The organism is Bacillus tuaregi (genome assembly GCF_900104575.1).
Lineage (GTDB): Bacteria > Bacillota > Bacilli > Bacillales > Cytobacillaceae > Bacillus_BD > Bacillus_BD tuaregi.
Genome location: NZ_LT629731.1, coordinates 2,712,690 through 2,726,819 on the forward strand (window position 1 = coordinate 2,712,690; position 14,130 = coordinate 2,726,819).

Genomic DNA, 14,130 nt, shown 5'->3' on the forward strand with positions numbered 1-14,130 from the left:
TCGTTTACTCAAATTCGCTTGTCGAATTTGCGTCCGGATTTTTATCGATCTCGCTCGATAAATTACCTTTAAAAATCCGAGACATCCGCCGGAGGCTTAACTTCATTCAGCAGGGGTTTGAACCCCCAATGAATCGAAGCTTAATTTGCATTCATCTCTTAACTTTAGAAGTGAAGGACTTCTGCTGAATGAAGTTAAAGCCATTCTATATCGGTGATGGTTCGTTCCAATTCTGGAAACGAATCAATAAACTTAAGGGCATTCTGCAATTCCTTTTCTACCCCTATTTGGGCAGACGCAACTGCAGTTATAGCCATTTTACTTCTTTGCCAGGTATCTTGAAAGTCCACCTCAGCAACTGAAACATTATATTTTTGCTTTAACCGTGTCATAACTCTTTGTAGGACTGCTCGCTTTTCTTTTAAGGAATGAGCATCGTAAATAATAAGTTCGAAGGCGGCAAGCCCAACTATCATTAACGTCCCACTTCTTCCATTATATATGCTTCAATTACATCATTTTCTTTAACATCATTAAAGTTCTTAATGGTAATTCCACATTCATAGCCTTGACTAACTTCCTTCACATCATCCTTAAAACGTTTTAGGTCATCAATTTCCCCTTCAAAAATGACGACTCCATCACGAATTAAGCGTATTCCACTATCACGGGTAATCTTGCCGTCCGTAACATAGCTTCCAGCAATCGTTCCCACTTTTGATACCTTGAAGGTTTGACGAACCTCTGCTTGCCCGATAATTTTTTCTTCGAATTCCGGATCAAGCATCCCTTTCATCGCTGCTTCAATCTCTTCAATTACTTTATAGATAATACGGTGTAAACGAATGTCAACATCCTCTTGATCGGCAGCTCGTTTTGCATTGTTATCCGGGCGGACGTTAAATCCAATCACAATTGCATTTGATGCAGCTGCAAGCGAAATATCGGATTCGTTAATAGCTCCAACTGCAGTATGAATAATCTTGATATTTACACCTTCAACATCAATTTTTTGTAACGATGCCGCAAGTGCTTCAGCAGACCCTTGCACATCTGCTTTTATAATGATGTTAAGTTCCTTCATTTCGCCTTGCTTCATGTGCTCAAATAAGTTATCTAGACTTATTCTTGTTTTTTCACTGCGCTGTGCTTGTAGAGCGGATGATGCTCTTAACTCACCAACATGACGAGCTGTTTTTTCATCCTCAAAAACAACGAAACGATCGCCTGCTTGTGGAACTTCATTTAATCCAGTAATTTCGACCGGTGTGGATGGACCCGCTTCCTTTACCCGGCGTCCTAAATCATTCACCATCGCACGGACGCGTCCAAATGTATTCCCAACTACAATTGGGTCTCCCACTTTTAACGTTCCATTTTGTACAAGCAGGGTAGCGACTGATCCACGGCCCTTATCTAATTGTGCTTCGATAACCGTTCCGACAGCTTTTCGATTTGGATTTGCTTTATATTCTTCTACTTCACTTACAAGTAGAATCATTTCAAGTAAGGAATCAATTCCTTCACCTGTTTTTGCAGATAACGGAACAAAAATAGTGTCTCCACCCCATGCTTCCGGAATAAGACCGTGTTCTGTTAATTCCTGCATAACCCGGTCAGGATTTGCAGTTGGCTTATCGATTTTATTAACAGCAACAATGATTGGTACTTCAGCCGCTTTTGCATGGTTGATTGCCTCAACTGTCTGTGGCATTACACCATCATCTGCCGCTACAACGAGAATAGTGATATCCGTAATTTTTGCACCTCTAGCACGCATTGTTGTAAACGCAGCATGTCCAGGAGTATCTAAGAACGTAATCCTTTTCCCATTATCAACCACCTGATAGGCACCAATATGCTGTGTGATACCACCAGCTTCACCTGCTGTTACCTTTGTATGACGAATGGAATCAAGCAATGTTGTTTTCCCATGGTCAACGTGACCCATAATCGTCACAACAGAAGGTCTTTCAACAAGTTCAACTTCCTCATCATCTGTGAAGTAAACTTCAAGGTCTGTTGTATCAATTTTAATCTCTTCTTCTACTTCTACTCCGTATTCGCCGGCGATTAGCTCGATGGCATCCTTATCTAGATCTTGATTAATGGTTGCCATAACACCAAGTAAAAATAGCTTTTTGATGATTTCTGACGGTTCTCTATGCAGTTTTTTCGCAAGCTCAGCCACTGTCAAAGAGTCAGAAAACGTAATTTTTGCTGGTAATTCTTTCTCTTTCTTCTTCTCAGGCTGTCCATGTTGCTGTTGCTTACCTCTATGTTGGTTGTTTTTATTTTTATTCTGGTTATGATTATTTTTACCCTTATTCTTATTAAAGCCGCCTTTTTGATTACCTTGTGGGTTTTGACCTTGCTTTTTAGGTGTTGATTTAATCACATCTTTCGTTTTTACCGCCGAACGATTGTCTGTTCCAGACTGTTGCTGCTTTGTATTTCCTTGCTGCCCGGTTGATTCAGGTTTTTTGTTATCCTTTTTTTGAAAGTGACCATCAAGCTTTTTCACAGCATCATCCTCAAGTGTTGTCATATGATTTGAAACCTCTATATTCATGTCTTTTAACTTCGTAATAACTTCTTTACTTGAAATATTTAATTTTTTAGCGTATTCGTACACGCGCAATTTACTCATACTTTCACCCCCGCTGATATTTAATCGAGCAGCGTCATCAATTTTTTTGCAAATCCCTCATCTAGTATTGCTACAACAACACGCGCTTCTTTCCCGATAGCATGTCCAAGTATTTCCCTGTTCTCAATAAGCTTATAGGGAACTCCGTAGGATTTACATTTATCTGTTATTTTCTTCGCTGTATTAGCAGAAGCATCGGCCGATAATAAAACAAGCTTTGCTTTTCCACTTCTAATTTCTTTTACGGATAACTCTTCTCCCGAAATAATTTTCCGCGCTCGATTGGCTAATCCAAGCAATGATATCCATTGTTGTTCATTCATTAGGATACTCCATTCTGCTTTTCGATTAGCTGTAATAATTCATCATAAATCGTATCATCTATTTTTACCTGTAGATGATTGGCTAAGACATTTTTCTTTTTTGCAGCTAGAACGGTTTCTTTATCCAAGGAAAGGTATGCGCCTCGACCAGATTTTTTACCCGTTAAATCGACTGACACTTCTCCTTCTTTAGAGCGAACGATTCGAACCAGTTCTTTTTTCGGCTTCATTTCACCAGTCACGACACATTTACGTAAGGGTACTTTTTTTCGATTGATCACCTTCATCCCTCCTTGGATTTTTTATTTTTCTGCTCCATCGTCATTCAAATCTAAACCGGTTTCCTCATTCTCTACCGCTTCAAAATCATTCGTTAATTCAAATTCGACATCATCATCTGCTTCTTCTTCAAAGCTTAGAAGAGTTTCCTCACGCGGGAATATTCCAGCATCCCGGGCATCACTTTCTGATTTAATATCAATTTTCCAACCAGTCAGTTTGGCAGCCAAACGTGCATTTTGACCACGTTTACCGATGGCAAGCGATAACTGATAATCTGGCACGACAACAGTTGTTGCTTTATCTGCTTCATTAACAATAACATCAAGAACTTTAGAAGGACTTAATGCATTTGCAACAAACACAACAGGGTCATCTGACCATTTGACAATGTCTATTTTTTCACCCTTCAATTCATTGACAATCGCCTGGACACGGGATCCTTTTGGACCAACACATGCCCCGACTGCATCTACTTCAGAGTTATCAGAGTGAACAGAGATTTTCGAGCGATCACCAGCTTCACGAGCGACTGATTTTATTTCTACCGTTCCATCATAAATTTCAGGCACTTCGATTTCAAATAACCGCTTTAATAACCCAGGATGTGTTCGAGAAACAAAGATTTGTGGGCCTTTCGTTGTTTTTTCCACTTTTGTTAGAAAAACCTTGATACGATCGTGCGGCTTATACCTCTCATTGGGCATCTGTTCATTGCTTGGGAGGATGGCTTCAATTTTACCTAAACTGACATAGATAAATTTAGGATCCTGGCGCTGAACAATTCCAGTCATGATATCCTCTTCACGATCAATAAATTCTGAGTAAATAATACCACGTTCTGCTTCACGAACACGTTGAGTCACAACCTGCTTAGCTGTTTGCGCTGCTATTCTACCAAAATCCTTTGGTGTAACCTCAAGTTCCACCACATCTTCAAGTTGGTAGTTTGGATTAATCCGACGTGCATCTTCCAACGATATTTCAAGACGAGGATCAAACACTTCATCCACAACTTCTTTACGAGCAAATACTCGCATCGTCCCAGCGCCTAAATTAATATCAATTCTTACATTTTGAGCTTGATTAAAATTTCGGCGATAAGCAGAAATAAGCGCTGCTTCTATCGCTTCCATTATCACATTACGAGAAATTCCTTTTTCCTTTTCAAGCAATAACAGAGCATCAAGTAATTCACTGCTCATGAGAATGGTTCCCCCTTAATTTACAGTTGTTCCTTTAGCTATGAAAAGCTGACAGCAAGTCTAGCCTGCGCTACCTTTTCATAAGGAATGTTCACACTTTTCTTTCTTGTTTTTATTTTGATTTCTACCGTTACAGTTATTCCATCAAAATGTGTTAAAAGCCCTTCAAATTGCTTTTCACCATCGATTGGTTCATAGGTTTTAATAAAGACGTTTTTCCCAATCGCTTTTTCAAAATCCTTATCCTTTTTTAGAGGGCGCTCTGCTCCAGGTGAAGAAACTTCAAGGAAGTAATTATGCACAATCGGATCAACCTCGTCGAGCTTATCACTAAGCCGCTCACTCACCAATCCACATTCCTCAATATCAATGCCGGCTTCTTTGTCAATATAGACTCTAAGAAACCAGTCTTTACCTTCTTTAACATATTCAATGTCAACAAGTTCAAGTCCCATATCATCCAATATTGGTGTGACTAATTGACTAACCGTTTCCGTCACTTTGCTCATATTATCCCTCCTTTGCATTTTAGCACCATTATTTATAGGTGAATGTAGAAAACTCCTGTATTTTGCTTACGCCTTCTTCCCATTACATGAAGAGGGCCTGGAGCACAGGAGTTACAAAATCAACCGTATTGTTTAAACAGGGCCGTTTCTAAAAGCAATAACTCACCAGGATATGTATAGACAATACGAAAGAGTGGGTTTCCCCACTCTTAATTACCAGAGTTATCCTTAGTATTTCCACTAAAACTATACCATATCCAAAAATTTAATGCAAACCATTAAAAGGGGAAGGGGCTCGCCCAGCAGACGAGCCTGTGAGGAGGCTTGGGCAGTTGCAACGGACTACACAGAAAAGGAGAGACCTCGTCTCCCCTTTTCAGAAAAATCGCTAGAACAATGACAACTGATTTTGATCTGGCATTGCTTCAAGACAGCCTTGACTATCCAGGTACTCCATAATTGTCTTTGAGACCTTTCCTCTTTGCTGCAGATCTTCTTTTGATAGAAACTCTCCATCTTCACGTGCCTTTACGATATTATATGCCGCATTTGTACCAAGACCCGGAATGGCATTAAACGGGGGAATAAGTGAATGACCATCAATAATAAATTCCGTAGCACTTGAACGGTATAAATCGACATTCTTAAAAGAAAATCCCCTTTCGCACATTTCAAGGGCAAGCTCTAATACCGTCAATAGATTCTTCTCCTTTGTCGAAGCATCGAGGCCCTTTCCATTGATCTCATCAATCTTTACTTTGATTGCAGCAGACCCTTTTGCCATTGCTTCAAGGTCAAAATCCTCAGCGCGGACTGTAAAATAGGCAGCGTAATACAATATCGGATGATGGACTTTAAAATACGCAACACGTACACCCATCAATACATAGGCTGCTGCGTGAGCCTTCGGGAACATATACTTAATCTTTTTACAGGAATCAATATACCATTCTGGAACCTCGTTCTTACGCATTTCAGCTTCCATTTCATCTGTCAGGCCTTTTCCCTTCCGCACAGATTCCATAATCTTGAAGGCTAGTGACGGCTCCAGGCCTTGATAAATTAAATAGACCATAATATCATCACGGCAGCCGATAACTTCAGGAAGTGTACAAATATTATTTTGAATCAGCTCCTGTGCGTTTCCAAGCCATACATCCGTACCATGTGAAAGTCCAGATATCTGCACGAGCTCAGAAAACGTTGTCGGCTTTGTATCTTCTAACATCTGCCTAACGAATCGAGTACCAAACTCGGGAATACCAAGTGTCCCTGTTTTACACATAATCTGTTCTTCTGTTACACCCAATGATTCTGTACTACTGTATATCTTCATTACTTCAGGATCATCCGTTGGGATGGTTTTAGGGTCAATCCCACTTAAATCCTGGAGCATTCTAATGACGGTTGGATCATCGTGTCCAAGAATATCCAGCTTCAATACATTATCATGGATGGAATGGAAATCAAAATGAGTTGTTTTCCATTCTGAATTTCGGTCGTCGGCCGGGAATTGGATTGGCGAAAAATCATATACATCCATATAATCCGGGATAACAATGATACCGCCCGGATGCTGTCCAGTAGTACGTTTTACTCCTGTGCAGCCAGAAGCAAGTCTCTCAATTTCTGCTCCGCGCAGTTGAAGATTATGATCATTCTGATAGGCCTTTACATAACCGAAAGCCGTTTTATCCGCCACAGTACCAATCGTCCCTGCACGGTAGACGTAATCCTCACCAAATAACACTTTTGTATAGTTATGGGCGCGCGGCTGATACTCTCCAGAAAAGTTCAAGTCAATATCCGGAACCTTATCTCCTTTGAAGCCTAAGAAGGTCTCAAACGGGATATCCTGCCCTTCCTTTTTATAGTTTGCGCCACAGTTTGGACAATCCTTATCCGGCAGATCAAAACCAGAACCGACAGAACCATCATTAAAAAATTCCGAGTGCTTACATTGCGGACATATATAATGCGGCGGCAGCGGATTAACCTCCGTAATTTCAGTCATCGTGGCAACGAAGGACGACCCTACTGAACCACGGGAACCAACCAGATAACCATCATCAAGTGATTTTTTCACCAGCTTATGAGAAATCAAATATATAACGGCAAACCCATGTCCAATTATACTCTTTAATTCTTTTTCAAGCCTTGCCTCAACAATTTCCGGTAACGGTTCCCCATAGATTTGCTTGGCCATACTATAGCTCATATTCCGAATTTCGTCTTCGGCCCCTTCAATTTTAGGTGTGTAAAGGTCATCTTTAATTGGCTTAATCGCGTCAATCATATCGGCAATTTTATTAGTATTATCCACCACTATTTCCTTTGCTTTTTCTTTGCCGAGAAAAGCAAACGCTTCGAGCATCTCATTCGTTGTTCTAAAATGGACATCCGGTAATTGATGGCGATTTAACGGGTTAGCTCCCCCCTGTGAGCTGATTAATATCTTACGGTAGATTTTATCATTCGGATTTAGATAGTGAACATTTCCTGTTGCAACAACGGGAATGTTTAATTTTTCACCGAGTTTGACAATATTATGAATAATTTCCTCTAAAGCCTTTTCATCACGAATAAGTTCAAGTTCAATTAAATGCTGATATACCTCTTTCGGGTGTACCTCGAGATAATCATAAAAGCGAGCAGCCTTTTCAACTTCCTCAGGACCCTTTTGCATCATGCCTTCAAATACTTCACCTTTATCACAGGCAGAGCCAACAATAATGCCTTCACGATACTTTTCCAGCTGTGAGCGGGGAATTCTTGGCACCCGGTAAAAATAATTAATATGGGAGATTGATACTAATTTAAATAAATTTTTTAATCCTATATCAGTTTGAGCTAATAACGTACAATGGTATGGTCTTGCCCTTTGGTAAGCATTCCCTTGTCCCATATTGTCATTTAACTGGTCATGATATTCAATTCCCTTTTCAGCCGTGTCCTTTAACATTTTCATTAAGATATAGCCTGTTGCTTCTGCATCGTAAATGGCACGGTGATGCTGTGTTAATTCAACATCGAGCTTTTTAGCGAGCGTATTTAAACGGTGATTTTTCATCTCTGGATATAGAAAACGCCCTAATTCTAGCGTATCGATTACTGGATTAGCAGCCTTTTCCAAACCTACCTTAGTGTAACCCATATTTAAAAAGCCCATATCAAAGGATGCATTGTGTGCAACAAGGACAGCATCCTCTGCCCATGTATGAAATCTTTTTAACACAGCTTCCACTTCGGGTGCATCTAGCAGCATATCATCTGTAATGTGTGTTAAATTAATGATCGTAGCTGACAGCGGACGGTGCGGGTTGGCAAAAGATTCAAAGCGGTCAATGATTTCCCCACCACGAACCTTTACTGCTGCCAATTCGATGATCGTATCATAAACTGCAGAAAGGCCTGTTGTTTCAACATCAAAAACAACGTACGTATCATCCGCTAATTTACGATGAGCCGAGTTATAGGCAATGGGAACCCCATCATCTACTAGGTTAGCCTCTACACCATAGAGGATTTTAATATCATTTTTTTTACCTGCACTAAAGGCCTCCGGGAATGATTGGGCGACAGCATGGTCCGTAATGGCAATTGCTTTATGACCCCATTTCTTTGCTTGACCGACTAAGGTACTGACAGAAGAGACAGCATCCATTTGACTCATCGGCGTATGCAAATGTAACTCAACACGTTTTTCTCCTTCTGGTGCCGTGTCTTTTCTGCTCGGCGGCTTTATTTCATTCACATCATTTCCAATCATGACAAGGTCACGTACAAAGGTATCGTTTTGAATACTACCTCTTACCTTTAACCACATGCCCTTTTTAACATGGTTAAACAATGCGGCATCTTCTTTATCACGCGAAAACATTTTAACAAGAATCGAGCTAGTATAATCTGTGATTTTAAAGGTTAGTAATGTCCTGCCACTACGAAGCTCCTTCGTTTCAGCAGCAAATACATAGCCTTCAATCGAAACCCGGCGTTCTTCATCTGTAATTTCTTCAAGCTTTCTATATTCTGCATCATCTCGGATGGTTAACCCAATCATTACAGGTCCACTGACCTCTGCCACATCATCGGCTTTTTCATCACGCTTTTGCATTTCGATAAGAGCTTGCATTCCTCGCTCTTCATCTTCTTTTTGCTTAGCTAATAAAAATTGTTGATAGGCCTCATCTGCCTGTTCGGTAGATACTTCCGTATCTATTGCAAATAATGGGAAGCCAAACTCTACATAGATTTGTGAGATTAAACTAGCATATTTCCGTTTGATGGATAAACCTTCCATTTCATTTCGAACTTTAATGGTCAGTTTATTTCCTTGTAATTTGGGAATCTGTTCATTCAGCAGCTTGGAAAGTGGTGGTGAAATTCCTTCTATTTCTTGGACACATTTTCGCCAATAATCAACTACCAGCTGTTCAGTATATTGGGGATCTAATACTTTAATTGAGTAGGAAACCTGAGCGATATATGAAAACGTTGTTTCAAGTTTATGGATAAAAGTACTTAAGATATTATAAGGTAAAATTTTCTCGAATAAAAAGTGAAAATGCCATTTTCTAGCTTTCTTTTCAACCACCAATTTTTCAATTTGGGCTTTCGAGAAATATGGAACAACGGCATCTTCAGTAAGGTTTAATTGCTGGAGTAAGAGCTGAAAACGCTCATTTTTTCCTGAGTCAACACTCATTTCGATATCTCTCCTCCCATTATGTTTTCGACAGTATTTTCAAACACAAATTGTATTATAGCATATTACACTCTTTTTTAGGGGAAATTCCCTGACTGAGACGAGAGTAAAATTCTAAAAAAAGAGTTAACGCTTGAAATTGCGCCAACTCTTTTTTATCTATTATAAAGTAGAAAGGATTTCAGTAACCCTTCCAATTAATTCACTTTGATGAATCTCAAACATTTCTCCGGTATGACGAACCTTAACTTCAACAATTCCTTCACTTGCTTTTTTACCAACCGTAATACGTACAGGTAAACCGATTAAATCACTATCCGCAAACTTAACACCTGGACGCTCTTGACGATCATCCAGTAATACGTCATAGATTTGCTTTAGTTCATGATATAGATTGTTTGCAAGTGAGCTTTGCGCCTCATCCTTCATATTGACCGCAACAAGGTGAAGGTCAAATGGAGCAACGGCAACTGGCCAGATAATACCTTTTTCGTCGTTATATTGTTCAACAATCGAAGCCATTGTTCGAGAAATCCCAATACCATAACAACCCATAATGAACGGTTGAGCTTTTCCATTTTCATCTAAATAAACTGCATTCATTGCTTCGCTATATTTCGTACCTAATTTAAACACATGTCCTACTTCAATACCTTTTGCAAACAAGATCGTTCCTTCACCATCTGGAGACGGATCACCTTCGATAATAAAACGTAAATCTTCATAACGGGATACAGAGAAGTCACGTTCTGGATTGACATTAACATAATGGTAATCCTCTTCATTCGCACCACATATTCCGTTCACGATGGCTTTTACAGCATGATCTGCGATAATCTCTACTCCCTTTGCATTTACTGGACCGAGTGACCCAATCGAACAGCCTAGAACCTTGAGAGTTTCCTCTGGTTCAGCAAGTTCAACAATATCCGCATCATACATATTTTTTAACTTAATGTCATTGACTTCATGGTCACCACGTACTAAGACAAGAACAAACTTCTCATCCACTTTAAATAATAAAGACTTAATACACTCTGCAGCTGTGACATTTAAGAATGCAGAAACATCAGCAATTGTTTTTTGATTTTCTGTTAATACCTTTTCTAATGTCTGCAGAGGCTCATTACTTCTTTCATATGTAGTAACAACCGGTGCCATTTCTATATTTGCGGCATATGAGGATGTATCTGAATATGCAATTGTATCTTCACCGATATCCGATAAAACCATAAACTCATGTGTCCCTTTCCCACCAATCGAACCTGAGTCGGCAATAACTGCACGAAAATCTAAACCGCAGCGGGAAAAAATATTAGAATACGCCTGGTAATATTGATCATAAACCTCATCTAAGCTTTCCCTGGAAGAGTGGAAAGAATAAGCATCCTTCATAATAAACTCTCTACCACGTAATAAACCAAATCGTGGTCTTTTTTCATCACGGAACTTTGTTTGAATTTGATACAAAGAAAGTGGTAAACGTTTATAAGATTTTATCTCATCTTTAACTATGCTTGTGATTACCTCTTCATGTGTCGGTCCTAACGCAAACTCACGGTTATGACGGTCGTGTAATCGCATGAGCTCAGGACCATATGAATGCCATCTGCCAGACTCCTGCCAAAGCTCAGCCGGTTGCATAGTTGGCATGAATAATTCAACCGCTCCAATTGCATCTAATTCTTCACGGACAATCTGTTCCACCTTTTGCATAACCCGTTTCGCTAACGGTAAATAGCTGTATATGCCACTTGCATTTTGGCGGATATAGCCAGCACGTAATAAGAGCTGGTGACTTTTTATTTCAGCATCTGCTGGAACTTCTCTAAGAGTGGGAATAAGCATCATACTTTGTTTCATAATTTGCACCTCGGGTATGTTTATTAATGTAATTTTCTCTATTTCCGTATCTATGATTAATAATACGTACAGATAAGTGGAGGGCCCAAAACATCGCCCCCCACTTTGTAACTTGCCTTATTACAAAAAGAATCGCTGGATATCATTCCATGTTACAACAAGCATGAGGAGCATCAGGAGGGCAAAACCAAGAAAATGTATCATTCCTTCCTTCTGGCGGTCAATTGGCTTTCCACGAACAGCCTCAACAGCAAAGAAAAGCAATCTTCCGCCATCCAATGCAGGTATAGGTAAAAGATTCATAATACCGAGGTTAATGCTTAACATCCCTGCCCATCTCATCAAGTAATAAATGCCTGATTGAGCAACCATATCTGTTGATTGATAAATGCCAACCGGACCTGATAAGGCGTCAATTGAAAATTGACCGGTTAATAATTTACCAAGCGCTGAGAAAATTTCTTTCGTCCAAAAATAGGTTTCTGTCGCCCCATACGTAATGGCTTTCAGTGGTGATTTTTCAACTGGACTATATACCCCGATGATTCCAATCGTAGTACCATCCTCTAATTTTTGTGTATTTGGGGTAACTGGAATCTCTAACTCTGTACCATCTCGTTTGATCAGAAAGGTCAGTTCTTTCTCTGGACTTTTCCTAATAACTTCAACTACATCTGACCAGTTTGATATTTCAACACCGTCAATGGTTTGAACTACATCGCCTTCCCTCATACCTGCAGACAGTGCTGCGCCATCCTCTGTCAACTTTCCTAGCATCGGATCATTTGCAGGTATTCCCTGCAATAATGCAATTAAAATAAAAATGAAAAAAGCTAACACAAAATTCATCATTGGACCGGCGAAAATAGCCATCGTTCGCTGTCCCAGTGTTTTCGAAGCAAACTGACGATTATATGGGGCAATCTGAGACTCTGTACCGTCCTCCACAATAACTGCGTTAGGAAGAATCTCAAACCTCTTCATAACCTCATCATCATCACCCTCAAGAAAACCCTTTATGAACAGGTCATGTTCAATATCTGCATATTCCACTTCCATGACGATAGCATTCGGAAATTTATCCTTATTATTTAAAATAATTTTTTGCACCTTTTCGTCATGATCCAAAATTAATCCAACTCGATAGCCTGGTTTGATTTCTATTACTTCGGGATCTTCACCAGCCATTCTGACAAATCCACCGATAGGCAGCAATCGAATCGTATAGACCGTTTCACTTTTCTTAAAGGAAAAGACCTTTGGCCCGAAACCAATTGCAAATTCACGACATAGGATACCTGCTCTTTTCGCAAAAACTAAGTGTCCTAATTCATGGAAAAACACAAGTGCCCCAAAAATAACGATGAAGGCTATTACTGTTGTCAATGTATAACCACCTTTATTTAAAGATAGAGTAAAGAAAATGAACGATTATAGTGTCCTCACCTTAATTATAGCAATGAAAGAACAAAACTCCTTGTTTCACGGTCAATTTCCTCTATTTCCGACAAACTTGGACTGATAATCTTGCTGTGACGTTCTAGGGCTTGTTCGACCAAATCCTCGATTTGTAAAAAAGTGATTCTTCCCTTTAGAAATGAAGCAACAGCAGCTTCATTTGCAGCATTTAGCACAGTAGGAACAGATCCTCCAGCCTTGCCTGCCTCATAAGCAAATTTCATGCAGCGATAACGGTCCATGTCCATTTCCTGAAAATGGAGCTTCCCAAATTCAGCCAAATTCAGTCTTTGAGCAGATTCAAGTGGGATTCTATCTGGAAATGTTAATGCATACTGAATTGGAACTCGCATATCAGGGCTGCCTAGCTGAGCAATGATACTGCTATCATGGAATTCTACCATGGAATGAATAACACTTTCCTTATGGAGAAGTACATCGATTTTTTCATAGGGAAGCTCAAAAAGCCAATGGGCTTCAATAACCTCTAAACCTTTATTCATCATGGTGGCAGAATCAATCGTAATTTTTGCACCCATTGACCAATTAGGATGATTTAAAGCTTCTTCCACTGTAACATGTTGAAGCTCCGCTCTCGTTCGATCTCTGAAACTACCTCCTGAAGCTGTGAGAATGATTCTTTCTATATTCTTTCGCTGCTCTCCTTGTAATGCCTGAAATATCGCTGAGTGCTCACTATCTACCGGCAAAATATCCACACCATGTTTATTGGCTGCTGCCATAACAAGATGTCCAGCTGTCACCAATGTTTCTTTATTCGCAATGGCAATCGTCTTTTTGGCTTCAATAGCATACAAGGTTGGCTGCAACCCTACACTCCCCATTACTCCGTTAACCAAAATATCCGCAGGCTCATAAACAGCCACTTCACTCATTCCATTGTCTCCGAATGTAAAGGAGATATGCGGAAACTCCGCTTGAAGTAATTCGGCATCCGCTTTATCCAAAGTTGAGACAAGTTCAGGCGATAAATCATGGATGATTTTCCTGGCTAGTGGGATATTTTTACCGACTGACATCGCTACTAAAGAAAATTCTTCCCTATGCTTCATAATAATATCTACTGTTTGAGTACCAATTGAACCCGTTGCACCTAATAAACTGATGTTTTTCATGA

Annotated in this window: 10 protein-coding genes; all 10 read right to left on the minus strand. The window is 39.8% G+C overall.

Going from position 1 to position 14,130, the window contains the following annotated elements; genetic code table 11:
- Positions 1–194: 194 nt before the first annotated feature.
- Positions 195–476 carry a DUF503 domain-containing protein gene (locus BQ5321_RS15280; RefSeq protein WP_071395297.1) on the minus strand — a complete coding sequence of 94 codons (282 nt, stop codon included), beginning with the start codon at positions 474–476 and terminating at the stop codon, positions 195–197.
- The gene (infB, locus tag BQ5321_RS15285; RefSeq protein ID WP_071395298.1) at positions 476–2,650 is read right to left on the minus strand and encodes a translation initiation factor IF-2; all 2,175 of its coding nucleotides are present in this window, start codon (positions 2,648–2,650) and stop codon (positions 476–478) included. Before infB ends, BQ5321_RS15280 begins: the two co-directional genes overlap by 1 nt.
- 20 nt (positions 2,651–2,670) lie before the next feature.
- Positions 2,671–2,973 carry a YlxQ family RNA-binding protein gene (locus BQ5321_RS15290; RefSeq protein WP_071395299.1) on the minus strand — a complete coding sequence of 101 codons (303 nt, stop codon included), beginning with the start codon at positions 2,971–2,973 and terminating at the stop codon, positions 2,671–2,673.
- Entirely contained in the window at positions 2,973–3,260 is a 288-nt protein-coding gene (rnpM, locus tag BQ5321_RS15295; RefSeq protein ID WP_071395300.1) for an RNase P modulator RnpM, read from the minus strand. The genes BQ5321_RS15290 and rnpM overlap by 1 nt, the downstream gene beginning before the upstream one ends.
- Positions 3,261–3,275: 15 nt before the next feature.
- Positions 3,276–4,457: a transcription termination factor NusA gene (nusA, locus tag BQ5321_RS15300; RefSeq protein ID WP_071395301.1), complete on the minus strand. Its 1,182-nt coding sequence runs from the start codon at positions 4,455–4,457 to the stop codon at positions 3,276–3,278.
- A 38-nt stretch (positions 4,458–4,495) separates the two neighbouring features.
- The gene (gene rimP, locus BQ5321_RS15305) at positions 4,496–4,966 is read right to left on the minus strand and encodes a ribosome maturation factor RimP (protein WP_071395302.1); all 471 of its coding nucleotides are present in this window, start codon (positions 4,964–4,966) and stop codon (positions 4,496–4,498) included.
- 388 nt (positions 4,967–5,354) lie between these two features.
- A complete protein-coding gene (locus tag BQ5321_RS15310) occupies positions 5,355–9,671 on the minus strand; it encodes a PolC-type DNA polymerase III (protein WP_071395303.1) in 4,317 nt (1,438 codons plus the stop codon).
- 162 nt (positions 9,672–9,833) lie between these two features.
- Positions 9,834–11,534 carry a proline--tRNA ligase gene (locus tag BQ5321_RS15315; RefSeq protein WP_071395304.1) on the minus strand — a complete coding sequence of 567 codons (1,701 nt, stop codon included), beginning with the start codon at positions 11,532–11,534 and terminating at the stop codon, positions 9,834–9,836.
- Positions 11,535–11,654: 120 nt separating this feature from the next.
- Positions 11,655–12,920, minus strand: coding sequence for an RIP metalloprotease RseP (rseP, locus tag BQ5321_RS15320; protein ID WP_071395305.1), 1,266 nt, complete (start codon positions 12,918–12,920; stop codon positions 11,655–11,657).
- A gap of 65 nt (positions 12,921–12,985) precedes the next feature.
- The gene (gene dxr, locus BQ5321_RS15325; RefSeq protein WP_071395306.1) at positions 12,986–14,128 is read right to left on the minus strand and encodes a 1-deoxy-D-xylulose-5-phosphate reductoisomerase; all 1,143 of its coding nucleotides are present in this window, start codon (positions 14,126–14,128) and stop codon (positions 12,986–12,988) included.
- Positions 14,129–14,130: the final 2 nt, after the last annotated feature.

Coding starts and splice junctions, on each gene's coding strand:
- BQ5321_RS15310 (WP_071395303.1), bottom strand. CDS start 9,671: ATGAGTGTTGACTCAGGAAAAAATGAGCGTTTTCAGCTCTTACTCCAG.
- rimP (WP_071395302.1), bottom strand. CDS start 4,966: ATGAGCAAAGTGACGGAAACGGTTAGTCAATTAGTCACACCAATATTG.
- infB (WP_071395298.1), bottom strand. CDS start 2,650: ATGAGTAAATTGCGCGTGTACGAATACGCTAAAAAATTAAATATTTCA.
- BQ5321_RS15280 (WP_071395297.1), bottom strand. CDS start 476: ATGATAGTTGGGCTTGCCGCCTTCGAACTTATTATTTACGATGCTCAT.
- dxr (WP_071395306.1), bottom strand. CDS start 14,128: ATGAAAAACATCAGTTTATTAGGTGCAACGGGTTCAATTGGTACTCAA.
- nusA (WP_071395301.1), bottom strand. CDS start 4,457: ATGAGCAGTGAATTACTTGATGCTCTGTTATTGCTTGAAAAGGAAAAA.
- BQ5321_RS15290 (WP_071395299.1), bottom strand. CDS start 2,973: ATGAATGAACAACAATGGATATCATTGCTTGGATTAGCCAATCGAGCG.
- BQ5321_RS15315 (WP_071395304.1), bottom strand. CDS start 11,534: ATGAAACAAAGTATGATGCTTATTCCCACTCTTAGAGAAGTTCCAGCA.
- rnpM (WP_071395300.1), bottom strand. CDS start 3,260: ATGAAGGTGATCAATCGAAAAAAAGTACCCTTACGTAAATGTGTCGTG.